This is a genomic window from Virgibacillus sp. W0430 (assembly GCF_051846935.1).
GTDB lineage: Bacteria > Bacillota > Bacilli > Bacillales > Amphibacillaceae > JBPYCR01.
In genome coordinates this window covers 43,198-67,259 of record NZ_JBPYCS010000009.1, presented here as the reverse complement: position 1 = coordinate 67,259, position 24,062 = coordinate 43,198, and the positions used below count along the sequence as shown (strand labels likewise).

Here is a 24,062-nt window from a genome sequence, read left to right as displayed (position 1 = left end):
TTGAACGGTTCAGTAAATCTGTACGGACATGCCCGTTATGCATGGAAGCCAATTTGAAATGAAGGCTGTTCAAGTGAGTATGTGTGCAGAACAGCGAAAAAGGGTGGTACCGCGTAAAAGATAACCTTTTCGCCCCTTGTATACCTAGGGGGTGGAAGGTTTTTTTGTTTTTATATAAATTTTTATTTGAATTACTAGAACCGACAGCAAGTAAAATATTGCAATTTTGGAAGGAGATTTATTATGCTACAAGATATGAGTTTACTGAGAATCCCAGGGCCTTCACCAATTCCGCCAAGTGTCCAAAGAGCAATGAGTCAGCCGATGGTTGGACACCGTGACCCTGAGACGAAAGAACTGCTTTCTAAGATTAAACCGAGATTAAAAGCCATTTTTGGTACAAGCCAGGATGTAATAGCAATTACAGGCAGTGGTACTTCAGGATTGGAAGCGGCAGTAGTAAATACAGCGAAGCGCGGCAGCGAAGTGCTTGTAATTGTTTCTGGTGCATTTGGTGCTCGTTTTGCCAAAATTTGCGAAGCTTATGAAATGGTAGTACATCGTCTTGATGTACCGTGGGGCGAATCCGCCAATCTAAACGAAGTAAAAGCAATTTTAAAAGAAAATCCTGCGATTGAAGTTGTTTTTGCTACGTACTGTGAAACTTCCACAGGAATTTTAAACCCTATAGAAGCAATAGCTAAAACTGTCCATGAACATTCAGAGGCGTTGGTTGTTGTCGATGGTGTTTCCTGTGTCGGTGGGGTTCAAACTGAAATGGACGCTTGGGGAATTGACATAATGGTGACCGGATCGCAAAAAGCAATGATGCTTCCTCCTGGATTAACGTTTATTGCTGCTAGTGAGCGTGCTTGGAAAGTGATTGAAGAAAATAAACACCAGCGATTTTATTTGGATTTACGTGCATATCGAAAAAGCCTGAGCGACGATTCCACTCCTTTTACACCGGCTGTTTCTTTATTGTTCGGCCTAGATCAAGCATTAACATTGATGGAGCAAGAAGGGTTGGAAGAGGTTTATCGCAGACATGAGATTATGAAACAAATGACGCGTGCAGCGATTAAAGCATTAAACATTCCTCTGCTTACATCTGATGATTTTGCATCACCGACTGTCACGGCAATTAAGCCAGATTCATTTGATCCTGAATCGTTGCGTAAGCTGTTGAAAAAGGAGTTTGGGCTAGCGCTTGCAGGTGGCCAGCAGCAGTTGAAGGGGAAGATCTTCCGAATTGGCCATATGGGCTACTGCACACCCGCGGACGTACTGCAAATAATTAGTATTTTGGAAATTGGTTTACAAAAAATAGGCGAGAAAATAACGCTTGGACAAGGCGTATCTGCTGCTCAAAAAGTTTATATCGAAATGACCAAATAGGAGGCGTAAAGCGATGACGTTCAAAGTATTGATTAGTGACCCGCTAAGCGAAGAAGGTATTTTTCCTTTAAGAGAAGCGGAGAATATAGAAATCGTAATTAATACAGAATTAACACACGAAGCATTACTTGAAGAAATTAAAAACTACGATGCATTGTTAGTAAGAAGTCAAACACAAGTGTCGAGAGATATTATCGAAAAAGGGAGCAACTTAAAAGTAATTGGTCGTGCTGGTGTCGGAGTAGATAATATTGACTTAGAAGCTGCGACAGAAAATGGCGTTATCGTTGTCAATGCACCAGATGGTAATACAAATTCAGCCGCTGAGCATACGATGGCAATGATTATGGCTTTGGCGCGAAAAATACCACAAGCATACTTTACGATTAAAAACCGTGAGTGGGATCGAAAGTCGCATATTGGTGTTGAGCTAAGAGGGAAAACATTAGGGATTGTAGGGCTTGGACGTATCGGTGCTGAAGTTGCTTTCCGCGCAAAAGGCCAACGGATGGATGTTATCGCGTACGATCCGTTTTTAACAGAGGAAAAAGCAGAATCAATGGGAATTGGCTACGGTACATTTGAAGAAGTAATTCAAGCTGCCGATTTTATTACCGTACATACGCCGTTAATGAAAGAAACGCGTCATATTATTAATAAAGAGGCATTTGAATTAATGAAAAATGGTGTGCGAATTGTGAATTGTGCACGTGGTGGAATTATCGATGAGGATGCGCTATACGATGCAATCGTCGGCGGAAAAGTAGCCGGCGCTGCGTTGGACGTATTTGAACAAGAGCCTGCATTGGATCATAAAGTGCTAGAACTGAAAGAAGTAATCGCTACTCCGCATTTAGGTGCAAGTACAGTTGAAGCACAAGAAAATGTTGCAATTGATGTCAGCCATGATGTTGTAACTATTTTATCCGGTGGACTAGCAAAAAATCCTGTTAATATTCCTTCCGTACCGAAAGAAGTAATGCGTAAAATCGAACCGTATTTCTACTTATCTGAAAAGCTCGGTTTGTTTTTAGCTCACCTAGAAGAAGAAGTGGTAGAAGAAATAAATATTTACTACGCTGGCGATTTGACAGAGATTAATGTGGCACCTTTGACACAAAATACGGTAAAAGGTTTATTAACTCGTCATTTAGGCGACCATGTAAATAACGTGAACGCAGCATACTTGGCTGAACGTAAAGGGATTACAATTAATGAACAAAAAACATCGACTACAAAAGGATTTACGAACTTGCTTACAGTAGAAATGAAAACAAAAAATACAGCTAGAAAAGTGTCAGGAACATTATTAAATGGACTCGGTTCCCGAATTGTGAAAGTTGATGAATACAGTATGGACGTGGTACCAGAAGGTCATTTGCTGTTAGTTCATCATAAGGATCAGCCTGGAGCAATCGGTCGAGTCGGCAATCTGCTTGCAGAAAATAACGTAAATATCGCAACAATGCAAGTGGGGCGCATCGATGCTGGTGGAGATGCAATTATGATGCTCACAATCGATCACTCTTTAAATGAAGAAGAACTGGAACAGATTCGAGCAATGGATGGTTTTGATAGAGTTACTGCAGTTGATCTATAAATAGGCTTTTCTATTCCGCTTTATCCTACATGACCGAAGAGGGTGAAGCGGATTATTTGTGTAAAGGGATACATGTCGTTCCTGCCTTACGTATGAGTAAAATGTTTGTGGGGGAACAGATGCACGAATCTAACTAGATAATATGTGATCAATTTTACTTCAAACGATATACACATGAATAACACCGTTGATTTTCACTGCAGGTGGATGCTTTCCGCGGGCACGGCTTCAGCCTCCTCGGAAAGCGTAGTGTATATCTACTGCGGATGGTAGGAATCAATACTAAAATTAACGAATACAAAGATAGGTTTTTTAACTTCTTAAAATAACACCCACAAATACTTGACTCAATCCTGCCTTACACAATTCTTGACTTTCGGCTGGACGATCTATATATTTAGACATATATATGAAACGTTGCAAGGACTAGTATGGCTTGCGGTCTTTTTTAGAGAGGAAATGGATGGTGCAAATTTCCATAGACACAAGCGAGAACCTACCTTGAAGTTCGCCATCGGATCGTAGCTTTCGGTGAAGATGGACGCGGGTAATGACCGTTATCAATCAAAGTGTACAGTTTTGTTAAACGCTCGTTTATTAGACTGTAAACAAGGGTGGTACCACCAAAACCTCGGTCCCTTATTCGGATGGAGGATATTTTTATGGCCATATTTAAAACAGGCTGCTGATTACCGACAATTTATTGTCGAGAGATTTTTAAGCGGATAAAGGCTTATGATTAAAATAAAGAGGTGTTTCGATTGAGTAAGAAAAATTTTGTTGAAAAGATCACTGCAATGGAAGATGATTTCGCGCAATGGTATACAGATGTTGTGAAGCAAGCACAGCTCGTTGATTATGGTTCTGTGCGTGGGACAATGATTATTAAGCCGTATGGATTTGCCTTATGGGAAAATATGCGTGACGAACTAGATAAGAAAATAAAGGAAACGGGACATACAAATGTATATTTTCCATTGTTTATCCCGGAAAGCTTGTTACAAAAGGAAAAAGATCATGTGGAAGGTTTTGCTCCGGAAGTTGCATGGGTTACGCATGGAGGAGAAGAAGAGTTAGGTGAGCGTATTTGTGTGCGTCCTACTTCTGAAGTGTTGTTTTGTGAGTATTATTCAAACAATATCCATTCGTACCGCGATCTACCGATGTTATATAATCAGTGGAGTAATGTCGTTCGCTGGGAAAAAACGACTCGACCATTTTTGCGTTCGTTGGAGTTTTTATGGCAGGAAGGACATACGGCACATGCAACGCATGAAGATGCCGCTGCAGAGACGGAGCGCATGTTAAACATGTATAACGATGTATGTGAAAATTATTTAGCGATTCCGATGATCAAAGGACGTAAAACAGATAAAGAAAAATTTGCCGGAGCGAAATATACGCTAACGATTGAAAGCATGATGCATGATGGGAAAGCATTGCAAGCTGCAACGTCCCATTTATTTGGAACTGGTTTTGCTGAAGCATTTGATATTCAATATCTAGATGAAGAAGGAAATCAGCAATACGTACATCAAACATCATGGGGAATTACAACCCGATTGATTGGTGCATTAATTATGGTGCACGGCGATAATCGTGGTCTTGTTATTCCGCCACGAATTGCACCAACCCAAGTGATGATTGTACCAATTGCTCAGCATAAAAAAGGTGTTTTAGATAAAGCATATGATTTACGTGACCAAATCGCTAAAATCGCTCGCGTAGACATTGATGCGAGTGATAAAATGCCGGGATGGAAATTCAATGAATGTGAAATGAAGGGTTATCCAGTCCGTGTAGAAATTGGACCGAAAGATATTGAAAAAGGCCAGGTTGTCCTTGTTCGTCGAGATAATGGAGAGAAAGAGTTTGTACCAATGGACCAAGTGGAAGAACGCTTGCCAGCATTGTTAGAAGAAATTCAGCATAACTTATTTGATAAAGCATTACAGCACCGTGAAGAAAAAACATCAATCGCAAAAAATATGGAAGAGTTCCAACAAATTCTTGATGAAAAACCAGGATTTATTAAAGCGATGTGGTGTGGAGATCTTGCATGTGAAGAGAAAATCAAAGAGGATACAATGGCAACATCACGTTGTATTCCTTTTGAACAAGAAAAGGTAGCAGACACATGCGTCTGTTGCGGGAATGAAGCTAAAGAAATGGTTTATTGGGCACGCGCTTATTAAGCGTAATGTAATATAGATTCTACAATTAAACGTTAGTGAATGTACATCATTCCGTCTGAGCTATCGGACGGAATGACGACAATTCGGGTTCTTGTCAAATGACGTTGGTGATGTATTTTAATTTAAGTCGAGCAATACCTAATTATTAAGTAGAACGAAAACATGAAAGCTTGCGCTCTGATTTCGCTGACTTGCACTACAGCCGACAGGATTTCCGCGGTTACTGCCTCAGCTTCTGTAGCTTCTCTATCCGAGTCGCTACAGTGATCTTCGGGCTCGTGCTATTTCCGCAGAAGTCGGTCGACTTTCGTTCCAGTCAGCTTAAAGAGGGCTAATATCACTATTGCACACACTTCCATGCTGTTTCATATGTATTGGAGTGTGTTTCTTTATGTTTTTGTATTGTATTTTGCTTCTACAGGTTTTCGCTTGAAATAAAGCATGAATCGATACTTATAAGCAAAGTCTTTTCGTTAATAAAAAGAAGACACCTTAGTGTGTTGCTAGTAGTGATGCATATTTTTTAAAAAATTGCATAGTTGTAAATGTTGAGTCTATGCCTTTTTATTCTGATTTCTCCGACCGTTGATTTACATTTCAGGTGGACGTATTCCGCGGGCATGGCCTCAACTCTTATTGTTCTACTATCGTGTCACAATAAGGATTTTCAGAATCATTTTTTTCGCTGGATACGCCACCTTACGTTCCAATCAACACGACTGCATCTTCACATTTGATTCTATTTCAATTGCTCCGATGCAGTTGTAGTAGATTTTAATTCGTTGTTTTGAAGCACAGCAACGAATTACTTTAGCGCGCATAGCTTGCGCGACAGAAATCCAAATATGATTTATCCAAATCATAAAGTTGGCTCAGTCTATTATTGTCGATCCCAGAAGCGTTGTTTCGCTATTGCTGCGACAAAACGCTCATCAAAATTAGGATTATTTGTCGCAAATATAACCCCTGCCAAATTATTCTTTTCGGACGCGTGTATAAAGGACTGTCCAGTTGTCGCAACGCCAATTGGTTTATAATGTTTATATGCAACACGTACGTACTCGTTTAGATCTGCATTAAATTTATCTATATTCTGGCAAGTCCCCCCTACGACATAAAGGGAGTCAAGCAGATAGGGACTTGTTGTAAGAAATGTTTCATCAACTTTAATTTTTGTACCATCCGCTCCAGTAACAGTCCCAAGCTTTTCACTTACAATGACGATAAAAACACCATGTTTTTGTAATACGTTTAGCACATTGGTTACTTCATCAGCATTAAAGCCATCGCCTATTAATACGCCGACTTTTTGGGAATAGGCATAGTGCGGCGTGTTTGCTTGACTTAGGGAAGGATAGCTCGTAGAAACGGCAACGTGTGTCCCGCTTGGGCGTTCAACACCGATGTGATCAGCAATGATACAAGCCATTTCTTTATCTACATTTACTAGCATATTAACGTTCTGCTGACGGACAGATGCGCTCTCAACACTTCCAAGCTGATAAACTAATGCGTTCAGCATATGCTGTCGCTCAACAGCGGTTAAACTATTCCAAAAAATCCTCGGCTGAGTAAAAAAGTCATTAAACGATTCACTTCTCCCCCGTATAACGCGTCCTTCTACTTTCTTTGGGTAATGGGCATAGCCACCTTTTTCTGGTGGGGTGGTGTATGGAGTGTTATTCGCTAATGCATTTTTATGATAGCTTACCTCGTCCGTATCAATTCGATATCTCATATAGCTTTGACGCTGGTTATTATGAAACGGACAGAGCGGACGATTTATCGGCAAGTCTTGGAAGTTCCCGCTCCCTAGACGGTGGTATTGGGCACTTTGATAAGCAATTAATCTTCCCTGAAGAACAGGATCATTCGAAAAGTCAATTCCAGGAACAACATTTGCTGGGTTAAAAGCGACTTGTTCTAATTCAGCAAATTCATTATCAACATTTCGATTTAACGTCATTTTACCGATTAATTGAACCGGAATAATTTCTTCTGGCCAAAACTTTGCCGGATCAAGAATGTCGAAGTCGTATTTAAATTCATCTTCCAGCGGAATTAACTGAACTCCTAATTCATATTCGGGATAAGCTCCACGATCAATCGCTTCCCGCAGATCTCTCCTATGGTAATCTGGATCGATTCCGCCAATCTTTTGCGCTTCATCCTGGAGCAAAGAATGTACGCCTAAGACCGGCTTCCAAACAAACCGGACAAAGGTTGCCACCCCTGCTTCATTGACGAATAAATACGTGTTTATGGACCAGGACTCCATCATTCGGTAATTTTTAATGATGCCTCGATCCGACATGACCCATAACACCATATGAAGTGCTTCCTCGTTATTTGCTACATAATCCCAAAACGTATCATGTGCGCCAGAAGCTGTTGGCATCCCAGTTCTTGGTTCAGGTTGATACGCATGCAGTGCATCTGGAAACTTCATAGGATCCTGATTAATTAATACAGGCATCCCGATCGTAGTAAGATCGTAGTTTCCTTCTTCCGTATAAAACTTTACCCCTTTACAACGTAAGTCCCTTGCCGTATCTTTAGAACCTCTATCTCCTTGCACGGTCGAAAATCGAACAAATACAGGGGTTTTCTTGCCAGGTTTTTGTAAAAAACAAGCTTTTGTAAATTGGTCCATTGCTTCATAACATTCAAATACACCATGAGCTCCATAGCCTCTTGCATGAACTACTCTAGACGGGATTCTTTCTCGAACAAAGTGTGTCATTTTTTCAAAAAAATGAAAGTCTTCATGTAATGATGGACCACGGACACCGGCTTTTAACGTTTCTTGGTCATTTGAAATTTTTCTCCCTTGATTTGTTGTTAACGGCTCTCCGGTGTTCTCTATACGGAAAGCATCGAGTTGTTCGTGTTTTGCATTTTCGTTATTAGAAATGTGCTCCCTTGATGACTTTTTATCCATGTAATCACCTTTCTTTAAATAACTTTTAAACCCCTTATAGGTGTATGTTCTAAATATAAAAGTATGCCATTTAATGTGTAGCATCGCCTTTTATTTTGTATAGCGTTTTCTTTTTATGCCTGATTATTAGCTATTCCATCGAATGAAATCAATTGAATGTAAACCATTTGCGGCATATTGTATACTGGTAGTACAATGAAAGTAGTTATTTTTAGCATAGTTCACCTTAATTTTGGGCTTCTTTAAACTTATATGTTAGAAAAACGAACGTGTGACAAAAATTCAAAGAAAGGGTGGCAAATTTGAAAGTACTTGTTGTTGGTGCGAATGGTCAAATTGGAAAGCATCTCGTAACTTTGCTGCAAAGTACGAACACGATAACAGGAAAAGCAATGATCCGTAGTCAGGAGCAAGCCTCCAACTTTGAAAAGCTAGGAGCAGAGACAGTTGTTGTCGATTTAGAAGGAGAAATAGATGCCATTGCCAAAGCTGCTGAAGATGTGGATGCAATTGTATTTACTGCCGGGTCAGGACCACATACAGGGAAAGATAAGACAATTATGGTTGATTTAGACGGTGCTGTAAAAACAATCGAAGCGGCTAAAAAGGCGAATGTTACCCGCTTCATTATGGTAAGCTCTTTCGATACCCGACGAGAGGCAATTCAAGCGGCTTCTGAGTCTTTTGCTCCTTATGTAGCTGCGAAGCATTACGCCGACGAATGGTTAAAAGCTTCCGATTTAGATTATACGATTATACATCCAGGTCGACTAACGAATCAGCAAGGTACTGGACACGTAGAAGCTGCGATTCAAGTCGATAGAAATGAAATTCCGAGAGAAGACGTGGCTGCTGTAATTGTATCTGTGTTACAAAGCTTGAACACCGTTAAAAAGGAATTTCAAGTTGTAACCGGATCGACTCCAATAGAAGAAGCTGTAAAGGAAATTTAGAACGGTCGCATTATATGCAAGTGGCAGAAGTGAAAAATTAATTCATTCCGTCATGCGATACAAAAGTGTACCTGTAAAATAGCAATCGTTTATGCAAGAAAAGGTCTGGCCATTTAATGTGGATATGCCTGACCTTTTTTCATTTGCTCGTATTCTCATATTTAAAAAAGTTACAGTAATTATTTCACTCCAAAGACGCCTTTATTAACAAGCTGAATTATTATTACCGCCATTTCTCGTGGCGATTTATCCATTCCACAGTTCAACCATACTTTCATTAGCTGAATACTTCCACTAACAATAAAGGCGCTAATATATTTGGAAGTCTCTTTATCGAGATCGGTTCCTTCCATCCAATTTTTCATAATGTATCGTCGCGCCACTTTTCGTACCTTTGTTTCGAAGGAAGAATCGCTATTTTCATTAAGAAGTGTCTGGCATTCCTCTTGCTTGGAAGCAAAGTATTCAATTAGCTTTTCGGTCATCTGCAAAGCTTCATCATTTTGTTCAAAGTTATATGATTCTAAGTACATGGTCATATCTTCAATAAGCTCTTCTTCTATTTGTTCAAGAAGATCAAAATGATCGGAGAAATGTGCATAAAAGGTTGAACGGTTAATGTCGGCATGCATGCAAATCTCCTTAACGGTAATAGCGGATAGCTGCTTTTCTTTCAACAGCTTTAAAAGGCTGTTTTTTAAAACCATCCGAGTATATTTCTTTCGCCTATCCAATTTATTAGAAATAATACGAATTCCTCCTTAAAATTCAATGTTATCCAACATAAGACAACTCTGTGTTGGATACTGTACGTATTTTAAGAAACTGTTTGTTGTAAAACCAACACCGTGTTATATAATGATAAGGTGGATTTGGTTTTAATGCAAGAAAGGGTGAATACCGATCGATGTTGCCAGAAGAATTATAAAACATAAAAAAACGATAGTGATTTTATTCTTTATTATTGCAATTATAAGTTCTGTTGCACAGTTTGCTGTATCTGTGAACTACAATATGGTAGATTACTTGCCGGAAGATGCACAATCTACGAAGGCATTAGAAATTATGGAGCAAGAATTTGACGGGTCTGTACCTAATACACGCGTAATGCTACGTGGGGTAACGATACAAGAGGCACTTGTTTATAAAAAGAAATTAGCAGCTATTGATGGTGTAAGTGATGTTACTTGGTTAGACGATGCCGTCGATATAAAAACGCCGATAGAAATGGTCGATGAGGAAACTGTACAAACGTATTTTAAGAATAACAATGCTTTAATAACGTTAAGTATACGCTCTGGGGATGAAGTAAAAGTTACCGATGCCATTTATGCGCTTATCGGTGAAGAAAATGCTATGTCAGGAGAGGCATTAAATACGGCTAATCAGCAAAAGATGGCCTTTACAGAAACAATGTATGCGGCAGCTTTATTGATACCGATTATTATTATTATTTTAGTAATCTCGACTACTTCTTGGGTTGAGCCGATATTCTTTTTAACCGCTATCGGTGTATCGGTACTAATAAACTTAGGTACAAACATATTTATAGGCGAAATATCTTTTGTAACCCAATCGGTTGCACCAATTCTTCAGCTAGCAGTTTCACTTGATTATGCTATTTTTCTTTTGCATAGTTTTTCAGACTACAGAAAAGTAACAGCAGATCCAAAAGAAGCGATGTACCTTGCTATGAAACGTTCCTTTCCAGCGATTATCGCTAGCGCAGCGACAACCTTTTTTGGCTTTATCGCTTTAACTTTTATGAACTTTGAAATTGGTGCAGATTTAGGCTTTTCTTTAGTAAAAGGAATTGTGTTTAGCTTTATTAGTGTTATGGTCTTTTTACCGGCATTGACGGTTATGTTTTACAAATGGATTGATAAAACAGAGCATAAGCCGATAATTCCAGGATTTAAATCAGTTGGAAGTAAAGTTATTAAAGTTCGAATACCAACCCTTATTATAGTGCTTCTACTTATCGTTCCAGCGTTCTTAGCACAAAGCCAAACTAATTTCACCTATGGCTTTGGGGAATATCCGGACTCAACTCGCGCAGGCAGTGATCTTATAAAAATTGAAGAGGAATTTGGGAAGAACACGCAAATTGTATTGCTCGTCCCAAAAGGCGATATCGCTAAAGAAGAGGAGTTCATACAAACGTTAGAGAACATGGATCATGTTACGAATGTTCTCGCCTATGTAAACATAGTAAGTGTTGCTATACCGCCTGAATATGTAGAAAAATCTGTTACGGAACCGTTTTATTCCGATAATTATAGTCGGATCATTGTAAATACAAACACAGATGTAGAAGGAGATGTCATATTTAACTTAATTGATTCCGTTCAGCAAACTGCAAAAACGTACTACGGTAATACGTTTTATTCGCTTGGAGAAAGTGTAACACTGTATGATATGAAAAATGTTGTTAAAAAAGACAATCGGATTGTTAACTTGTTGACGATCGTTGCAATTGCTATCGTATTATTAATTACTTTTAAGTCTATTTCTTATCCAGTAATCCTTCTAATCACCATTCAGTCCGCTGTTTGGATTAATTTAGCCTTTCCTTATTTCACAGACTCTACTTTAGTGTTTATTGGCTACTTAATCGTTAGTACTGTGCAACTGGCGGCTACAGTTGACTATGCAATTCTTTTGACAGAAGCGTTTACGGAAAACCGTAAGCAATACACTGCATTGCAAGCTATTAAAAAGACGTTAAACGAGAAAACCTTTTCAATCGCTATTTCGGCTTCAATTTTATCAAGTGTCGGATTTATTTTATGGATGACCTCGTCGAACCCTATTGTTGGTGCTATCGGGCTCTTAATCGGGAGAGGCGCATTTCTTGCTTTTGTAATGGTATTGTTTTTGCTGCCATCCATATTATTAGTGTTTGATAAAGTTATAGAAAAAACTACTTGGAAAGCAAACTTTTATAAGGAGAAATGAAAATGAGGAAAATGAAGACTTTTTTACTTGTGCTCGTAGTTATAACTCTTATCATGACACCTTCGTTTCAAGCAGCTGCTCCGTTAGATGATAGCCAGCCGAAGAAATCAGAACAGTCCGGTGTAGTATCGGCTAAAGACGAAGTCGTATATGCAACATTAACTGCTGCTGGGGAAAAGGAAGCAATTTATGTAGTAAATACGTTAGATATCGATAAAGCAGGTAAAGTAATAGATTACGGTGCTTATTCCACTTTGAAAAACTTAACAGACTTGTCAGCTATGAAGCTAGTAGAGGATAATGTCCAGTTTACAGCGGATGAAGGGAAGTTTTACTATCAAGGTACGATAAATGACGCTGCGTTGCCATGGCACCTATCGATTGCTTATTACTTGAACGGTAAAGAGATGGCCCCACAAGAGTTGGCAGGTAAAGATGGGCATTTGCTCATACGAATAAAGACAGCTGCAAATGAAGCGGCGAATCCGTTGTTCTTTAAAAACTATTTGTTGCAAATTTCGCTTATGTTTAATTACGAATTAACGAGTAATATTCGAGCAGAAGAAGGAACAATTGCGAGTATCGGGCAAAATAAACAAGTAACATTTACGGTAATGCCTGAAAATGAGGGGAACTATGTAGTTGAAGCAGATGTTACCGATTTTGAGTTAAATGGGATTGAGATAACGGGTGTTCCATCTTCGCTGGCGATCGATGAGCCGGATATAGACGACATGAAGGGGGATATGGAGTCTTTAACAGGAGCTATTTCGGAAATAAATGACGGGGTAACTGAACTGAACAAACGAGTGACTGAACTAAACGATGGGACTGTTGACTTACAGGCAGGTTCGGTAGAATATAAGAAAGGGATTACTGAACTTAGTAAAAGCTCGAAGGAATTATTGCATGGATCAAAAGAGATTGATGAAGCGCTTGGAACGATTAATAACTCATTTCAATCTCCAGGAGAATTGGATTTTAGTGAGTTAAAACAAGTTGTTGAGGGGCTTTCAAATATATCAAATGGCTTACGTGAAGCAAAAGAGGGCTTAGAAGCTTTAAAAAGCAATTATGCAAATGCGTATAGCGCATTAAATAAAGCTATGGAAGCTATCCCTTCGCATACCATTACAGAAGCAGATATAGAAAATTTGTATGAAAGCGATGCAGATAAACGAATCATAAGGCAATTAGTTGAGACGTATACAAATGCCCAAATTGCAAAAAAGACGTATGCTCAAGTAAAGCAAGGCTTTGATGCGGTAGATACAACTTTACAGGCGGTTAATGGCTCTCTTGACGAGATGGCAGGTAATATAGATACGATGTCCGATGAACTAGCCACTGCTTTAAAAACAATGGATTCTCCCGCTGGTCTTACTGAATTAGAGGAAGGGTTAATGCGACTAGCTAGTAATTACAAAGAATTTCATGCAGGTCTATTGAAATATACTGGAGGAGTAAGTCAATTATCAAGTTCTTATGTTGATCTACACGATGGAATTGGCAAATTGGCTAATGGTACGGATAAGCTAAAAAGCGGTGTTGCTGAACTTCATAACGGTACAAAGCGTTTGCAGGAATCTACGCACGATTTACCGGAGCAGATGACAGAGGAGATTGATCAAATGATGGCAGAATACGATAAATCTGACTTTGAAGCAGTTTCTTTCGTCTCATCGAAAAATAACAACGTTCATTCCGTTCAATTTGTTATGAAAACAGCCAGTATTAAACAAGAGACGACAAATACAACAACAGAGGAAACAAAGGAAGATAAAGGGTTTTGGGCGCGCTTCAAGGAACTTTTTTCATAATTTATATGCTGAGATAAAGTAATATGCATTTCTTTTTAGCATTTCTAATAAGCTTATTAGCATCCATATTCTCATCAATTCTTGTTTATGTCGCGATTTAAAGGCATGAAAAAAGAGAATATGGGTGTTTTTTGACTTGTTTTAAGTAGGCTTCAACAAGAACAATAAGGTCAGCTATACATTCGAAAGAATCAGTTAGATACAAAAAAATAAGCGTGTAAGGAGGTGCTCACCTGTTTAAGAAAAGCACCTCCTTACTTTATACAAACTACTTAAAAGGACGAACTTCTTCTATTATAAAAACCGTGATTGTATATCCTTATTCGGGATCTTGCACTGCTTTTCTTTATTGAACAGGTGATGTCTATTTTTAGAAATCGTATCGTATATAACATCGCGAAAATAGCTTGGAATTGCTAGGAGAACCACACCGAGCTTCCAAAAGCCTGGTAAATGTTTACTAATACGAAGTGCAGCGGTTGACTTAGCATACCATTTGCCTTTATAAATTAGAATCATACTATCGAGATGATTTGGGATGTTTAATTGATGCCTATATTTCTGAGCAATCTTACTTTCCAAGGAAGCAAATTTAAAAAAACCTTCTCGATCTCGGTGAATGATAAACTGCACACTTCGGTTACAGAAGCTACATTCGCCATCAAAAAGCACGATTGCATTCACGACAGTAATGCCCTTTCAATATCATCCTTTATATTTTCTGGCTTTGTTTGAGGCGCAAACCGAGTAATTACGTGTCCTTGTCTATTGATAAGAAACTTCGTAAAATTCCATTTGATTTTCTTGTTAAATAAGCCTTTTGCTTCCTTTGTTAAAAATTGAAATAATGGATGGGCGTTCGATCCATTAACATCTACTTTTTCAAACATTGGGAACGTCACCCCATAATTAAGCTTGCAAAACGATTCGATCTCTTTTTCGGAATTGGGATCTTGATTATTAAATTGATTGCAAGGAAAGCCAAGTACGAAAAATCCTTGATCTTTATATGTTTCATACAGTTGCTGCAGCCCTTCAAGCTGTGGGGTGAATCCACACTTACTAGCAGTGTTTACAATGAGGAGAACGTTGTCTTTATAATCTTCTAATGATTTTATATTGCCATTGATCGTAGTTGCAGAATAATCGTATACAGTCATTTAAACGTCAGCTCCTTTTGCAAAAGAATACCAATCCCTATCGATACTGTCAAAAGAAGGCACTCGTATGATTGAGTCACGTATTTGTGGGTGTTATTTTAAGAAGTTAAAAAACCTCTCTTTGTATTCGTTAATATTAGTATTGATTCCTACCGACCGCAGTAGATATACACTACGCTTTCCGTGGGCACGGCCTCAGCCTCCTCTAGAAAATCAACGGTGTTATTCATGTGTATATCGTTCGAAGTAAAATTGATCACATATTATCTAGTTAGATTCGTGCATCTGTTCCCCCACAAACATTTTACTCATACCACTCGTATATTCTATGAGTGGCAAAAACTATCCTTATCCATTAGTTTCCGAATATCGAAATAAAATAACGATAAAGAAAATGGTTCCAATCAGAAAAAGGTATGATCGGAACCACTTTTTAGTTTAATGCTAGATTAACCTAGCTGTATATATAATTAAGCTTCTTGTTTTAGCTTTTCCTCTTGTTCTATAATATCCAATCTACGCTGTACTTCTTCAGGTGTTAAGTTATGATCTTTGACATACATATTACGAGGGCTAGTGCGACATTCGTGCGTACAGCCGCGCATATATTTATGCTCGTTTTCTTCGGAGCAGAGGATTTGCTTGTTGCATTCCGGTTTCGCGCAGTTTACATAGCGCTCACAAGGCTTGCCATCAAAATAATCAACACCGACAACAACATGTTCTTTTTGATTTATTGGTACGGTTAATCTTTCATCAAAAACGTAGCATTGTCCGTCCCATAATTCACCTTGAACTTCCGGGTCTTTTCCATACGTCACAATACCTCCATGAAGCTGAGCGACATCTTCAAATCCCTCTTTTACTAGCCATCCTGAGAATTTTTCACAACGAATCCCACCTGTACAATACGTTAAAATCCGTTTTCCTTCAATTAGATGTTTATTTTCACGAACCCATTCAGGAAGCTCACGAAATGTCTCGATATCCGGACGAATGGCACCTCTAAAATGACCAACGTCGTACTCATAATCATTTCTGGCATCCAATACGACTGTATCTTCATCCTGCATTGCTTCATAAAATTCCTTTGGAGATAAATACGTACCAGTCGTTTTCTTCGGATTGACATCGTCCTCTAAACGGAGCGTAACAAGCTCTTTGCGTGGGCGTACATGCATTTTCTTAAAAGCATGGCCGTCGTGTTCATCGATTTTAAAAACCATTTCCGTAAACCGAGGATCGTTATGCATTGTTTCCATGTACTGATTCGTTTGCTCAATCGTACCGGATACTGTTCCGTTTATCCCTTCGTGTGCAACTAAAATACGTCCTTTTAAACCTAACTCCTTGCAAAATTGCAAGTGTTCTTCTGCATATGCTTCTGGATCTTCGATATGCACATAATGGTAGTACAATAAAACATGGTATTTACTTTCCATCTTTCTTCCACCTATCATTCATATTTGCAAGATATAAATGTATGGGGGTAATTGGTGTTAATTTATACCCTTGCAATTGCTAATTTTATCATGGTTTTCGGGATTTAACCAGTTACGATTTTTGTCTAAAAATTTAAAATTAGTTTTTAAATCCGTGCGTACTAAAATTGAAACCGCTATCTCAAGTGTACCCTCGCCCCAACTGAAATCGATTGTAGTACTAAGCAGTATTAATGAAGACTCTACTTCTATCTAGGAACATCACGGAACGTCCGAAATGGTTGACCTATTATTCAAATGGGGGCTTAATCACTTATACCAATGATTGCACTTATGAGTTACTTGGAACGAGAGGCGGCGACTCCTGCGGGGAAAGCATGCGTCTTGAGACCCCACAAGGAGTGGTTTTCTCAAGCCATGCCCGCGGAAAGCGTCCGCCTGTAGTGCAAAGCAACGAGTATAGCATACCCGACAATAGGCGTATTATTAGCGCCTAAACATAATATACGAAGGGGTGTAATAGTAGTTTATTTACAAAAGTTTTGAGACAAAGGTACGGTCAAAAAAGTTGAAAAAGCATTTGCTATGTATTATACAGCTATTTCACATTTAAGCTAAACGCAGGAGAATAAAGAAAAGGGTGAAAGAAAATGTCTAAAAGCTTAATTATAGATCCGGGTCATGGCGGAATCGATACCGGGACAAACGGATTTGGTGTAAAAGAAAAAGAATGGACATTAAAAATAAGTCGGTATCAATATAATCGTTTAAAAAGCTTAGGTGCAAACGTTGGAATTACAAGAATGAATGACCGTACATTAAATAGTGTAGATAGAACAAATATAATAAGCGGAAATTATGATTACTGTATGAGTAACCATTTTAATGCGTTTAACGGAGCTGCACGTGGTGTAGAAACAATTCACTCTATTTATAGTGATGGTGCAACAGCTGAGAAATTAGCAAAAACAATTGCACAAGCAAGTGGACTTCCTTTAAGAAGAGTATTTAATAAACGTGGTAGCAATGGCGATTATTACTACATGCACCGGTTAACGGGCTCAACCGAAACGACGATAGTCGAATACGGTTTTATTGATAATAAAGCCGATTTTAATTTTTATAAAAATGAAAACAACTTTTTTACTGTAGCGGAAGCTGTTGTGAAAGAGTGGTGTACGATATTACAAATTAACTACCGTACAAATGCGAACGATGTAATGAAAGCTAAACAAGATAATAAGCAAGCAGGATCGAAACCTCGAGCTACTCTAAAGGTGGATGGGATTTTAGGGCCACGAACAATCACTGCATTACAACGCTATTTTGGCACAGTTGAAGATGGGTATTTAAGCAGTCCAAGCTTAGTAATTAAAGCATTGCAACGCTGGTTGGGGGTTAAGGCTGACGGGTATTTGGGTCCGATCACAATTCGTGCATTGCAGCGTAAACTAGGAACTCCAGTAGATGGTGTAATTAGTAAGCCATCTTCTTTAGTAATTAAAGAGTTGCAACGGCGTTTGAATAAGGGAAGGTTATAAGTTGAAAATTACAAAATGATCGCACATTAAACAGATCTTTTTAAATCACTACAAACAGTTGTCTATCTGTTAGGCCCTAGAAGATAGAACGACTTCTTAAAAAGATTTATGATAATGCATCATCAAGTCGCAACGCTCATATTATTACCTAGTTTTCAATTTTGTTCGATCAAGTCACTACGATTTTAAGGAGAGCGTTTACGAGTACGTATGAAATTGATATAGACTTCAACATTAAAAAGGGTGCAATCATTAACAGGGAACGATTGCACCTTTTGATGAAGTTTGGGATAAATTTCTTTATTCCTTTTTCAAATCATTCGTATTTTAGCTTATGTATTTCATAAAATGATCGACAGCTTGTTCACCTGCTTCTACCCACTTGTCCTTGTTATCAATGTGCCCGTCTGTATCTAATGGTTTTTGGAACTGGTTAAAGCCAATCGCGCTTAATAGTGAATTTTCATCCCGATCCAATCCAATGTTGACGACATGCTTAATTATGTAAGGGGTGGAAAATTCTAGCTGCGCATCGTAACGATCAAGCTCTCCTTTTACGACATTAAAAGGAATACGTACATAAATTGTTTCTCCGCCTTCACGCCAAAGAATTGTATCGAAATACCCACGGTCGTATTCCCAGTTTCCGGCAAGGCAATACCCGTGATGTTTACACATATTTTGAATGTGACCGAAGTACGTTTGTTTTCCTACAATATTCGTATCTAATTTAATCAAAAAAATCCACTCCTGTTAAAAATTTATAGTTATATTTTTAACCAAAATCGGGTATAACATACTTGAATAGCTCAAAAGAAGCGAATTAAAAATCCTTTGATTTAAGGAATTTTAATTTAATTCAATCGAAATGCTTGCTTTTTTTCTCATTTCGGTTTAAAGTTATAAGTGCAATGGAAATTGAAGCAATACTTTATGATCTCTTTGAACAAGTGGTGTAAAAGTATTTATGATTCAATTACTTTGCACGATATTTGTAAAGGAGGTCATTTACATGATGACTGGTAAAGTTAAATGGTTTAACGCAGAAAAAGGCTTTGGTTTTATCGAGCGTGAAGATGGCGACGATGTATTCGTACACTTCTCAGCGATTCAATCTGAAGGTTTCAAAACGCTTGAAGAAGGTCAAGACGTTGAATTTGAAATCGTTGAAGGCGAGCGCGGACCACAAGCTGCTAACGTTTCAGCTATCTAATTGAATTTAAAAGGCTTATCTCATTTCGATGGGGTAAGCTTTTTTTAATATAAAATTATTTAGGGGCGAGGTGCGATTAGTTGGGAAATGGTTCTAATTGGCAGGAGACTGTTGAAAGAGAATGGGATGGACGCGCTCATTTTTGGAATGCGCGTAGCCAACAAATGTGGGACAAAGGCAGTAGAAAGGAAATTATTCCGTTTATAAAAAAATATATAGCAGCTGGAAAGAAAATTTTGGATGTAGGCTGTGGGGACGGTTATGGTTCCTTTAAATTAAAACAGGCTGGCTATACTGTTATGGGTGTTGATATTTCAGCGGAAATGATTGCATATGCTCGAGAAAATCAACAGAATAACAATATCGGCTTTTTTCAGTCTGATGCAGCGGAGCTTCCTTTTTCAGATAAACATTTCGATGCGCTCGTAGCAATTAATGTTCTCGAGTGGACCGAACAGCCAAAAAAAGTGTTAGAAGAACTGCAGCGTGTAGTGAAAACGAATGGCGTGCTATGTATTGGTATATTAGGTCCAACAGCAGGTCCTAGAGCAAATAGCTTCCCACGACTGTATGGCAAGCGTGTTGTTTGTAATACGATGATGCCTTGGGAATTTGAGCAAATGGCTTTAGAAAATGGCTGGACCTCTGTTGATTGCTTCGGTGTCTATAAAGAAGGGGTAAAAGAAAAGCATTATGCTGATTTATCAATCGAATTACAACAAGCATTATCCTTTATGTGGGTATTTATGTTGCGGAAGGCGGAGTGCAATTGAATCGAAAACAAATAGATGAACAAGTTATTCAAGCGTATGAGGAAGATGAACGAATGATGATTCTAATTTACGCTCAGTGGTGTGTAAATAATGAATTGGATCCACGTCTTGTATACGAACAAGCTTATCCAGAGCAACGGAAAAATACTGCGCTCGAAGATGCAATGGCTTTAACGGTTCCGAAGGATGAATCTGAAAATATAGACATACAAACAGTACTTCATGTGCTACAGACTTTTGGCAATGAATCGCTCGCATTTGCCGTGCAAGAAGCAATCGAGAAACGGAAAAATTAATTTAGCCATTTCTCGATCGATACGTACATACATTGTATACGGACAAAGTCGTCTTTTTAAGGAAGTTCGTTTGTAAATAATTTAATTAAAGCTTGTGTACCGCTGTCATTTTCACCTTTGGAAGCGAGCTCTTTATATAACTGCAAAGAAAGCTCAAGTCCAGGTGTGGATAGCCCCATTTCCTGGGCCGATTCAAGTGCAATTGTCATATCCTTAATAAAATGCTTTACAAAAAAGCCAGGCGCAAAGTCGCCTTTAATCATGCGCGGAGCAAGATTTGATAGCGACCAGCTTCCCGCTGCTCCTGTCGTTATGCTATCGAGCACTTTTAAAGGATCCAATCCAGCCTTCTTAGCGTATACAATTGTTTCACATACACCAATCATATTGGATGCAATTGCTATTTGATTGGCCAGCTTTGTATGTTGTCCAGCACCCGCCTCTCCTTGTAATATAATATTTTCTCCAATTACCTGCAAAATTGGTAATACTTCTTCGTAGGCAGATTGCTCTCCGCCGACCATAATTGCTAACGTTCCATTCTTAGCACCAATATCTCCACCGGAAACTGGCGCGTCTAACGCATGTAGTTGTTGACTGCGTGCTTGTTGGTCAATTAATTTTGCTAGTGCAGGTTTTGAAGTTGTCAAATCTATGATATAAGAGCCAGGCTTGGCGTTGTTGATTATTCCGTTACTGCCGAAGTATATATCCTCTACATCATTCGGATAGCCGACCATTGTCATTATTACATCAGTTGCTTGAGCAAGCGTAGCGATTGAGTTTTCCCAAATTGCTCCGTTTTCAATTAGAGTTTGAGCTTTTATTTTTGTCCGAGTAAAAATATGTACAGTAAACCCAGCTTTTTGCAAGTTTTCTATGATGCTTTTTCCCATCACCCCTGTACCAATAAAACCGATATTCTTTTTTGATTGCATGTTTGTTCCTCCCTTTGAACGAGTGTGAATTTTTTGAAAAAAATCATTTTGCTAAATCTGTTGCTTGAAACGAGAAGCGGTAGTTTTCCACGGGCATGGCTTGAGCCTCCTTGTTCGTAAAAGACACTTACTGTGGGTCTCTAGACGCATGCATTTCCGCAGGAGTAGCTTCCTTTCGTTAAAAGCAACTTGTTTTCTTTGTAGCTAAATAGCTACTATTTCAATTAACATAATTAGCGCACGTTTTTATCCATTTTATGAAACCGATTTTGTTTATATTGTCAAAGACGTATGAATTAGGTTCTCTAACCACATATTAACATGCTTTCGTTTGAAAATTAAAGAATCATCCGTTTCGATTTACACATAGTATAACTATCAAGGAATTTGTTAAGTAAATGAACAAGATGGATCTTATTAAACGTTTAAGTGGATTGTTAGCACATAAATCATACCGGAGAACATACTAGTGCGCTTGTAGTGAAATGAGGCTAATCGTTTACAGAACTTTATTTTAGGATAAATAAGATAACGGAACTATTTAATGTGAATGGAGGAAGATTGGTATGCTTACAAATGAACAAATGAATCATTTGAAGTCAATATTAAATGAAAGGCAAAATGAATTGATCCAGCACATGGATAATCGCTATGGCCTTACCGTACAATCATCGGAAGCAGTTGGTGAGCTTTCAATGTACGACAATCATCCTGCTGATATGGGAACGGAAACCTTTGAAAGAGGGAAAGACCTTGCATTAGTCGAGCATGCTGAAAAGGAACTAGAAGATATTAACGAAGCAATCCATGCGATTGAAGAAGGTACGTATGGCGTATGTACGAAATGCGGCCGTGATATTTCTTACGAAAGACTTACCGCAGTTCCTACGACAGACAGATGCCGTGAGCATGCTGAAAATGCTGCATTTACACGGAGTCGCCCGGTTGAGGAGGAAATTTTTAGTCCGAGCTTTCGTGTAAATGAAGAAAGCGAAGAAAACGTCGGATTTGATGCTGAGGATACGTGGCAAGCTGTTAGCCAATATGGAACCTCCGAAACACCTTCGGATTTTTATGGCGATCATGATGATTATACTGAAATGTATCCGAATAAGGATGAACTAGTCGGTTCATCAGAAGATGTAGAAGCTTATTTAGCAGCGGATATTGACGGGTCATTGAATGAAAAAGTACGACATTATCGAAGTTCTAAATAATTCTAAATAAAATAAACAAGTACAAAGAAAAAACAAAGGGCGGGACGTAACGAAGCAGCTAATCGAAATTTTGAATGAACGAATGAGAGTACCACTGTAAATATACGTAGACTTATGTGAGAAAATCATTCGTCGGCTCACTTGCTGCATGCTATAAAGAAGACACTGTGCGGCGAATGTCGCACTTGTGTCTTTCCTGTGGTTCTATTCTAAATAAGATTTCAACTAGTTAAATGTAATGCGTTTGTCCCGACCACAGTTTTTCGATTGGTTATTCGGAAATGCTACTTTCTTTTGGATTTATTAATGTTAATTCTGTTGTTTCCAGTTTTCCTTCACGGACATATTCAATTACTAATGTGTCGCCGATTTCAGTATTATTATACATATACACTCGCAAGTCGAGAAGAGTAGAGATGGGCTCTCCATTAATTTTTGTAATAATATCAAATTGCTTTAGCCCTGCTTTATCAGCTGGAGATTCGGATTGTACATTTGCAATGACCATTCCTCCTTTAACGTTCTGCGGTAGAATAACTTTATGTTGGTATTGTAACGGAACTTGGTTAACTGCTGCTGTTCGGATGCCGATTAGCGGCCGGATAATTTCTCCGTCTGTTTCCAACTGCTTAATAATTGGCAATGCTGTATCACTTGGAATTGCAAAACCGATACCTTCCACTGCTTGTTGGGCAATTTTCATCGAATTGATGCCAATTACTTTACCTTCGGGGTTTACTAATGCGCCTCCGCTATTTCCTGGATTAATTGCTGCGTCTGTTTGAATTACTTCTGTAATCCAGTCTGGTTGCCGATCTCCATTTGTATCAACCTCTATAGAGCGATTTAATCCACTAATTATCCCTTTTGTTACCGTACCCGCAAATTCAGATCCAAGTGGGTTGCCAATAGCGATCACCGTTTGACCTACTTGTAATTTTTCCGATGAGGCAAATTGAGCGACTGTTTCCACACCTTCTCCATCAATTTCAAGAACAGCTAAATCGGATAACGCATCGGTGCCTAATATTTTTGCTTCGGCTGTTTTTCCATCACCTAGATCAATTTCTACTTGTTCTGCTTTATCGACAACGTGATGATTTGTAACAATATATGCTTTCCCATTTTCTTTTTTATAGATGACCCCAGTCCCAGTACCGGCTTGCTCTGAGTTTGTCCATATATCCTGCTGCTGTAAATTCGTAACTCCTACAACGGCTTTCGTTACGTTTTCGATATTTAAAGGCTGTTCTTCACTTAATACGTCGGTAGAAACGTGTTGGACATTGCTCTCAGGCTGTGAAGCTTGGGCTTGGTTTTCATGTGCTTCAGAAATAGGTAGTATATTTGTAATAAGCATCATGAGTATAATTGTTGCAGCAATTACACCTCCCGTTATTCCGCTCAATACATGTGTGAGCATTCCTTTTTTGGTGGACTTTCGTTTATGGTCTCGTTTTTCTTGGTTTATCGTATTTGTATACGTACTATCTTCGAGAGATAAATCATGTTTAGCGTTATTTTGCTCATCATTATGTTTCACACCAATCACCCTTTCTTTTCTGCTATCGTTATTATATCTACGGATCTAGGTATGCATTTGGTAAAATTGTGGGA

Annotated in this window: 19 protein-coding genes and 2 other annotated features (1 of these 21 running past the window's edge); of the genes, 11 read left to right on the top strand and 8 right to left on the bottom strand. The window is 38.6% G+C overall.

The window, feature by feature from the left end; translation table 11 throughout:
* Window positions 1–140, top strand: a binding site (T-box leader) (it extends 108 nt beyond the left edge of the window).
* Between the two features lie 103 nt (window positions 141–243).
* From ACLIBH_RS06880 to proS, 3 genes are all read left to right on the top strand, one after another.
* Window positions 244–1,398 (top strand): pyridoxal-phosphate-dependent aminotransferase family protein, encoded by a 1,155-nt coding sequence (locus tag ACLIBH_RS06880; RefSeq protein ID WP_439315961.1) that lies wholly within the window; start codon window positions 244–246, stop codon window positions 1,396–1,398.
* A 13-nt stretch (window positions 1,399–1,411) separates the two neighbouring features.
* A complete protein-coding gene (serA, locus tag ACLIBH_RS06875) occupies window positions 1,412–2,998 on the top strand; it encodes a phosphoglycerate dehydrogenase (protein WP_439315960.1) in 1,587 nt (528 codons plus the stop codon).
* Window positions 2,999–3,406: 408 nt separating this feature from the next.
* Window positions 3,407–3,641, top strand: a binding site (T-box leader).
* A 118-nt stretch (window positions 3,642–3,759) separates the two neighbouring features.
* Window positions 3,760–5,193 carry a proline--tRNA ligase gene (gene proS, locus ACLIBH_RS06870; RefSeq protein ID WP_439315959.1) on the top strand — a complete coding sequence of 478 codons (1,434 nt, stop codon included), beginning with the start codon at window positions 3,760–3,762 and terminating at the stop codon, window positions 5,191–5,193.
* 880 nt (window positions 5,194–6,073) lie between these two features.
* Here proS and ACLIBH_RS06865 read toward each other — a convergent pair.
* On the bottom strand, window positions 6,074–8,134 hold the full coding sequence (locus ACLIBH_RS06865; protein WP_439315958.1) for a catalase: 2,061 nt from the start codon (window positions 8,132–8,134) through the stop codon (window positions 6,074–6,076).
* Between the two features lie 302 nt (window positions 8,135–8,436).
* On the opposite strand from ACLIBH_RS06865, the gene ACLIBH_RS06860 reads away from it, so the two are divergent.
* The gene (locus ACLIBH_RS06860) at window positions 8,437–9,087 is read left to right on the top strand and encodes an SDR family oxidoreductase (protein ID WP_439315957.1); all 651 of its coding nucleotides are present in this window, start codon (window positions 8,437–8,439) and stop codon (window positions 9,085–9,087) included.
* A gap of 179 nt (window positions 9,088–9,266) precedes the next feature.
* Here ACLIBH_RS06860 and ACLIBH_RS06855 read toward each other — a convergent pair whose 3' ends face one another.
* On the bottom strand, window positions 9,267–9,794 hold the full coding sequence (locus ACLIBH_RS06855) for a TetR-like C-terminal domain-containing protein (protein ID WP_439315956.1): 528 nt from the start codon (window positions 9,792–9,794) through the stop codon (window positions 9,267–9,269).
* A 307-nt stretch (window positions 9,795–10,101) separates the two neighbouring features.
* Here ACLIBH_RS06855 and ACLIBH_RS06850 point away from each other — a divergent pair, with 307 nt between their 5' ends.
* Together ACLIBH_RS06850 and ACLIBH_RS06845 are read left to right on the top strand one after the other, a co-directional pair.
* Complete coding sequence (locus ACLIBH_RS06850) at window positions 10,102–12,045, top strand: efflux RND transporter permease subunit (RefSeq protein WP_439315993.1); 1,944 nt, start codon at window positions 10,102–10,104, stop codon at window positions 12,043–12,045.
* Between the two features lie 2 nt (window positions 12,046–12,047).
* Window positions 12,048–13,865 (top strand): YhgE/Pip domain-containing protein, encoded by a 1,818-nt coding sequence (locus ACLIBH_RS06845; RefSeq protein ID WP_439315955.1) that lies wholly within the window; start codon window positions 12,048–12,050, stop codon window positions 13,863–13,865.
* Window positions 13,866–14,159: 294 nt separating this feature from the next.
* On the opposite strand, the gene ACLIBH_RS06840 is transcribed toward ACLIBH_RS06845, so the two are convergent.
* From ACLIBH_RS06840 to trhO, 3 genes are all read right to left on the bottom strand, one after another.
* Complete coding sequence (locus tag ACLIBH_RS06840) at window positions 14,160–14,549, bottom strand: thiol-disulfide oxidoreductase DCC family protein (protein WP_439315954.1); 390 nt, start codon at window positions 14,547–14,549, stop codon at window positions 14,160–14,162.
* Entirely contained in the window at window positions 14,546–15,025 is a 480-nt protein-coding gene (locus ACLIBH_RS06835; protein WP_439315953.1) for a glutathione peroxidase, read from the bottom strand. The genes ACLIBH_RS06840 and ACLIBH_RS06835 overlap by 4 nt, the downstream gene beginning before the upstream one ends.
* A gap of 470 nt (window positions 15,026–15,495) precedes the next feature.
* Complete coding sequence (gene trhO / locus ACLIBH_RS06830; protein WP_439315952.1) at window positions 15,496–16,467, bottom strand: oxygen-dependent tRNA uridine(34) hydroxylase TrhO; 972 nt, start codon at window positions 16,465–16,467, stop codon at window positions 15,496–15,498.
* A 650-nt stretch (window positions 16,468–17,117) separates the two neighbouring features.
* Between trhO and ACLIBH_RS06825 the strand changes: the two genes are divergently transcribed.
* Window positions 17,118–18,008 (top strand): N-acetylmuramoyl-L-alanine amidase, encoded by an 891-nt coding sequence (locus tag ACLIBH_RS06825; protein ID WP_439315951.1) that lies wholly within the window; start codon window positions 17,118–17,120, stop codon window positions 18,006–18,008.
* Window positions 18,009–18,335: 327 nt separating this feature from the next.
* Here ACLIBH_RS06825 and ACLIBH_RS06820 read toward each other — a convergent pair whose 3' ends face one another.
* Window positions 18,336–18,746 carry a YugN family protein gene (locus tag ACLIBH_RS06820; RefSeq protein ID WP_439315950.1) on the bottom strand — a complete coding sequence of 137 codons (411 nt, stop codon included), beginning with the start codon at window positions 18,744–18,746 and terminating at the stop codon, window positions 18,336–18,338.
* A gap of 274 nt (window positions 18,747–19,020) precedes the next feature.
* Here ACLIBH_RS06820 and ACLIBH_RS06815 point away from each other — a divergent pair, with 274 nt between their 5' ends.
* From ACLIBH_RS06815 to ACLIBH_RS06805, 3 genes are all read left to right on the top strand, one after another.
* Window positions 19,021–19,221 carry a cold shock domain-containing protein gene (locus tag ACLIBH_RS06815; RefSeq protein WP_439315949.1) on the top strand — a complete coding sequence of 67 codons (201 nt, stop codon included), beginning with the start codon at window positions 19,021–19,023 and terminating at the stop codon, window positions 19,219–19,221.
* A gap of 80 nt (window positions 19,222–19,301) precedes the next feature.
* Window positions 19,302–19,994, top strand: a complete 693-nt coding sequence (locus ACLIBH_RS06810; RefSeq protein WP_439315948.1) for a class I SAM-dependent methyltransferase — start codon at window positions 19,302–19,304, stop codon at window positions 19,992–19,994.
* Window positions 19,991–20,290: a hypothetical protein gene (locus ACLIBH_RS06805; RefSeq protein ID WP_439315947.1), complete on the top strand. Its 300-nt coding sequence runs from the start codon at window positions 19,991–19,993 to the stop codon at window positions 20,288–20,290. The genes ACLIBH_RS06810 and ACLIBH_RS06805 overlap by 4 nt, the downstream gene beginning before the upstream one ends.
* Window positions 20,291–20,346: 56 nt before the next feature.
* On the opposite strand, the gene ACLIBH_RS06800 is transcribed toward ACLIBH_RS06805, so the two are convergent.
* A complete protein-coding gene (locus tag ACLIBH_RS06800; protein WP_439315946.1) occupies window positions 20,347–21,228 on the bottom strand; it encodes an NAD(P)-dependent oxidoreductase in 882 nt (293 codons plus the stop codon).
* 566 nt (window positions 21,229–21,794) lie between these two features.
* Here ACLIBH_RS06800 and ACLIBH_RS06795 point away from each other — a divergent pair.
* Window positions 21,795–22,445: a TraR/DksA C4-type zinc finger protein gene (locus ACLIBH_RS06795; RefSeq protein WP_439315945.1), complete on the top strand. Its 651-nt coding sequence runs from the start codon at window positions 21,795–21,797 to the stop codon at window positions 22,443–22,445.
* 271 nt (window positions 22,446–22,716) lie between these two features.
* Here ACLIBH_RS06795 and ACLIBH_RS06790 read toward each other — a convergent pair whose 3' ends face one another.
* Entirely contained in the window at window positions 22,717–23,988 is a 1,272-nt protein-coding gene (locus tag ACLIBH_RS06790; RefSeq protein WP_439315944.1) for a S1C family serine protease, read from the bottom strand.
* Window positions 23,989–24,062: the final 74 nt, after the last annotated feature.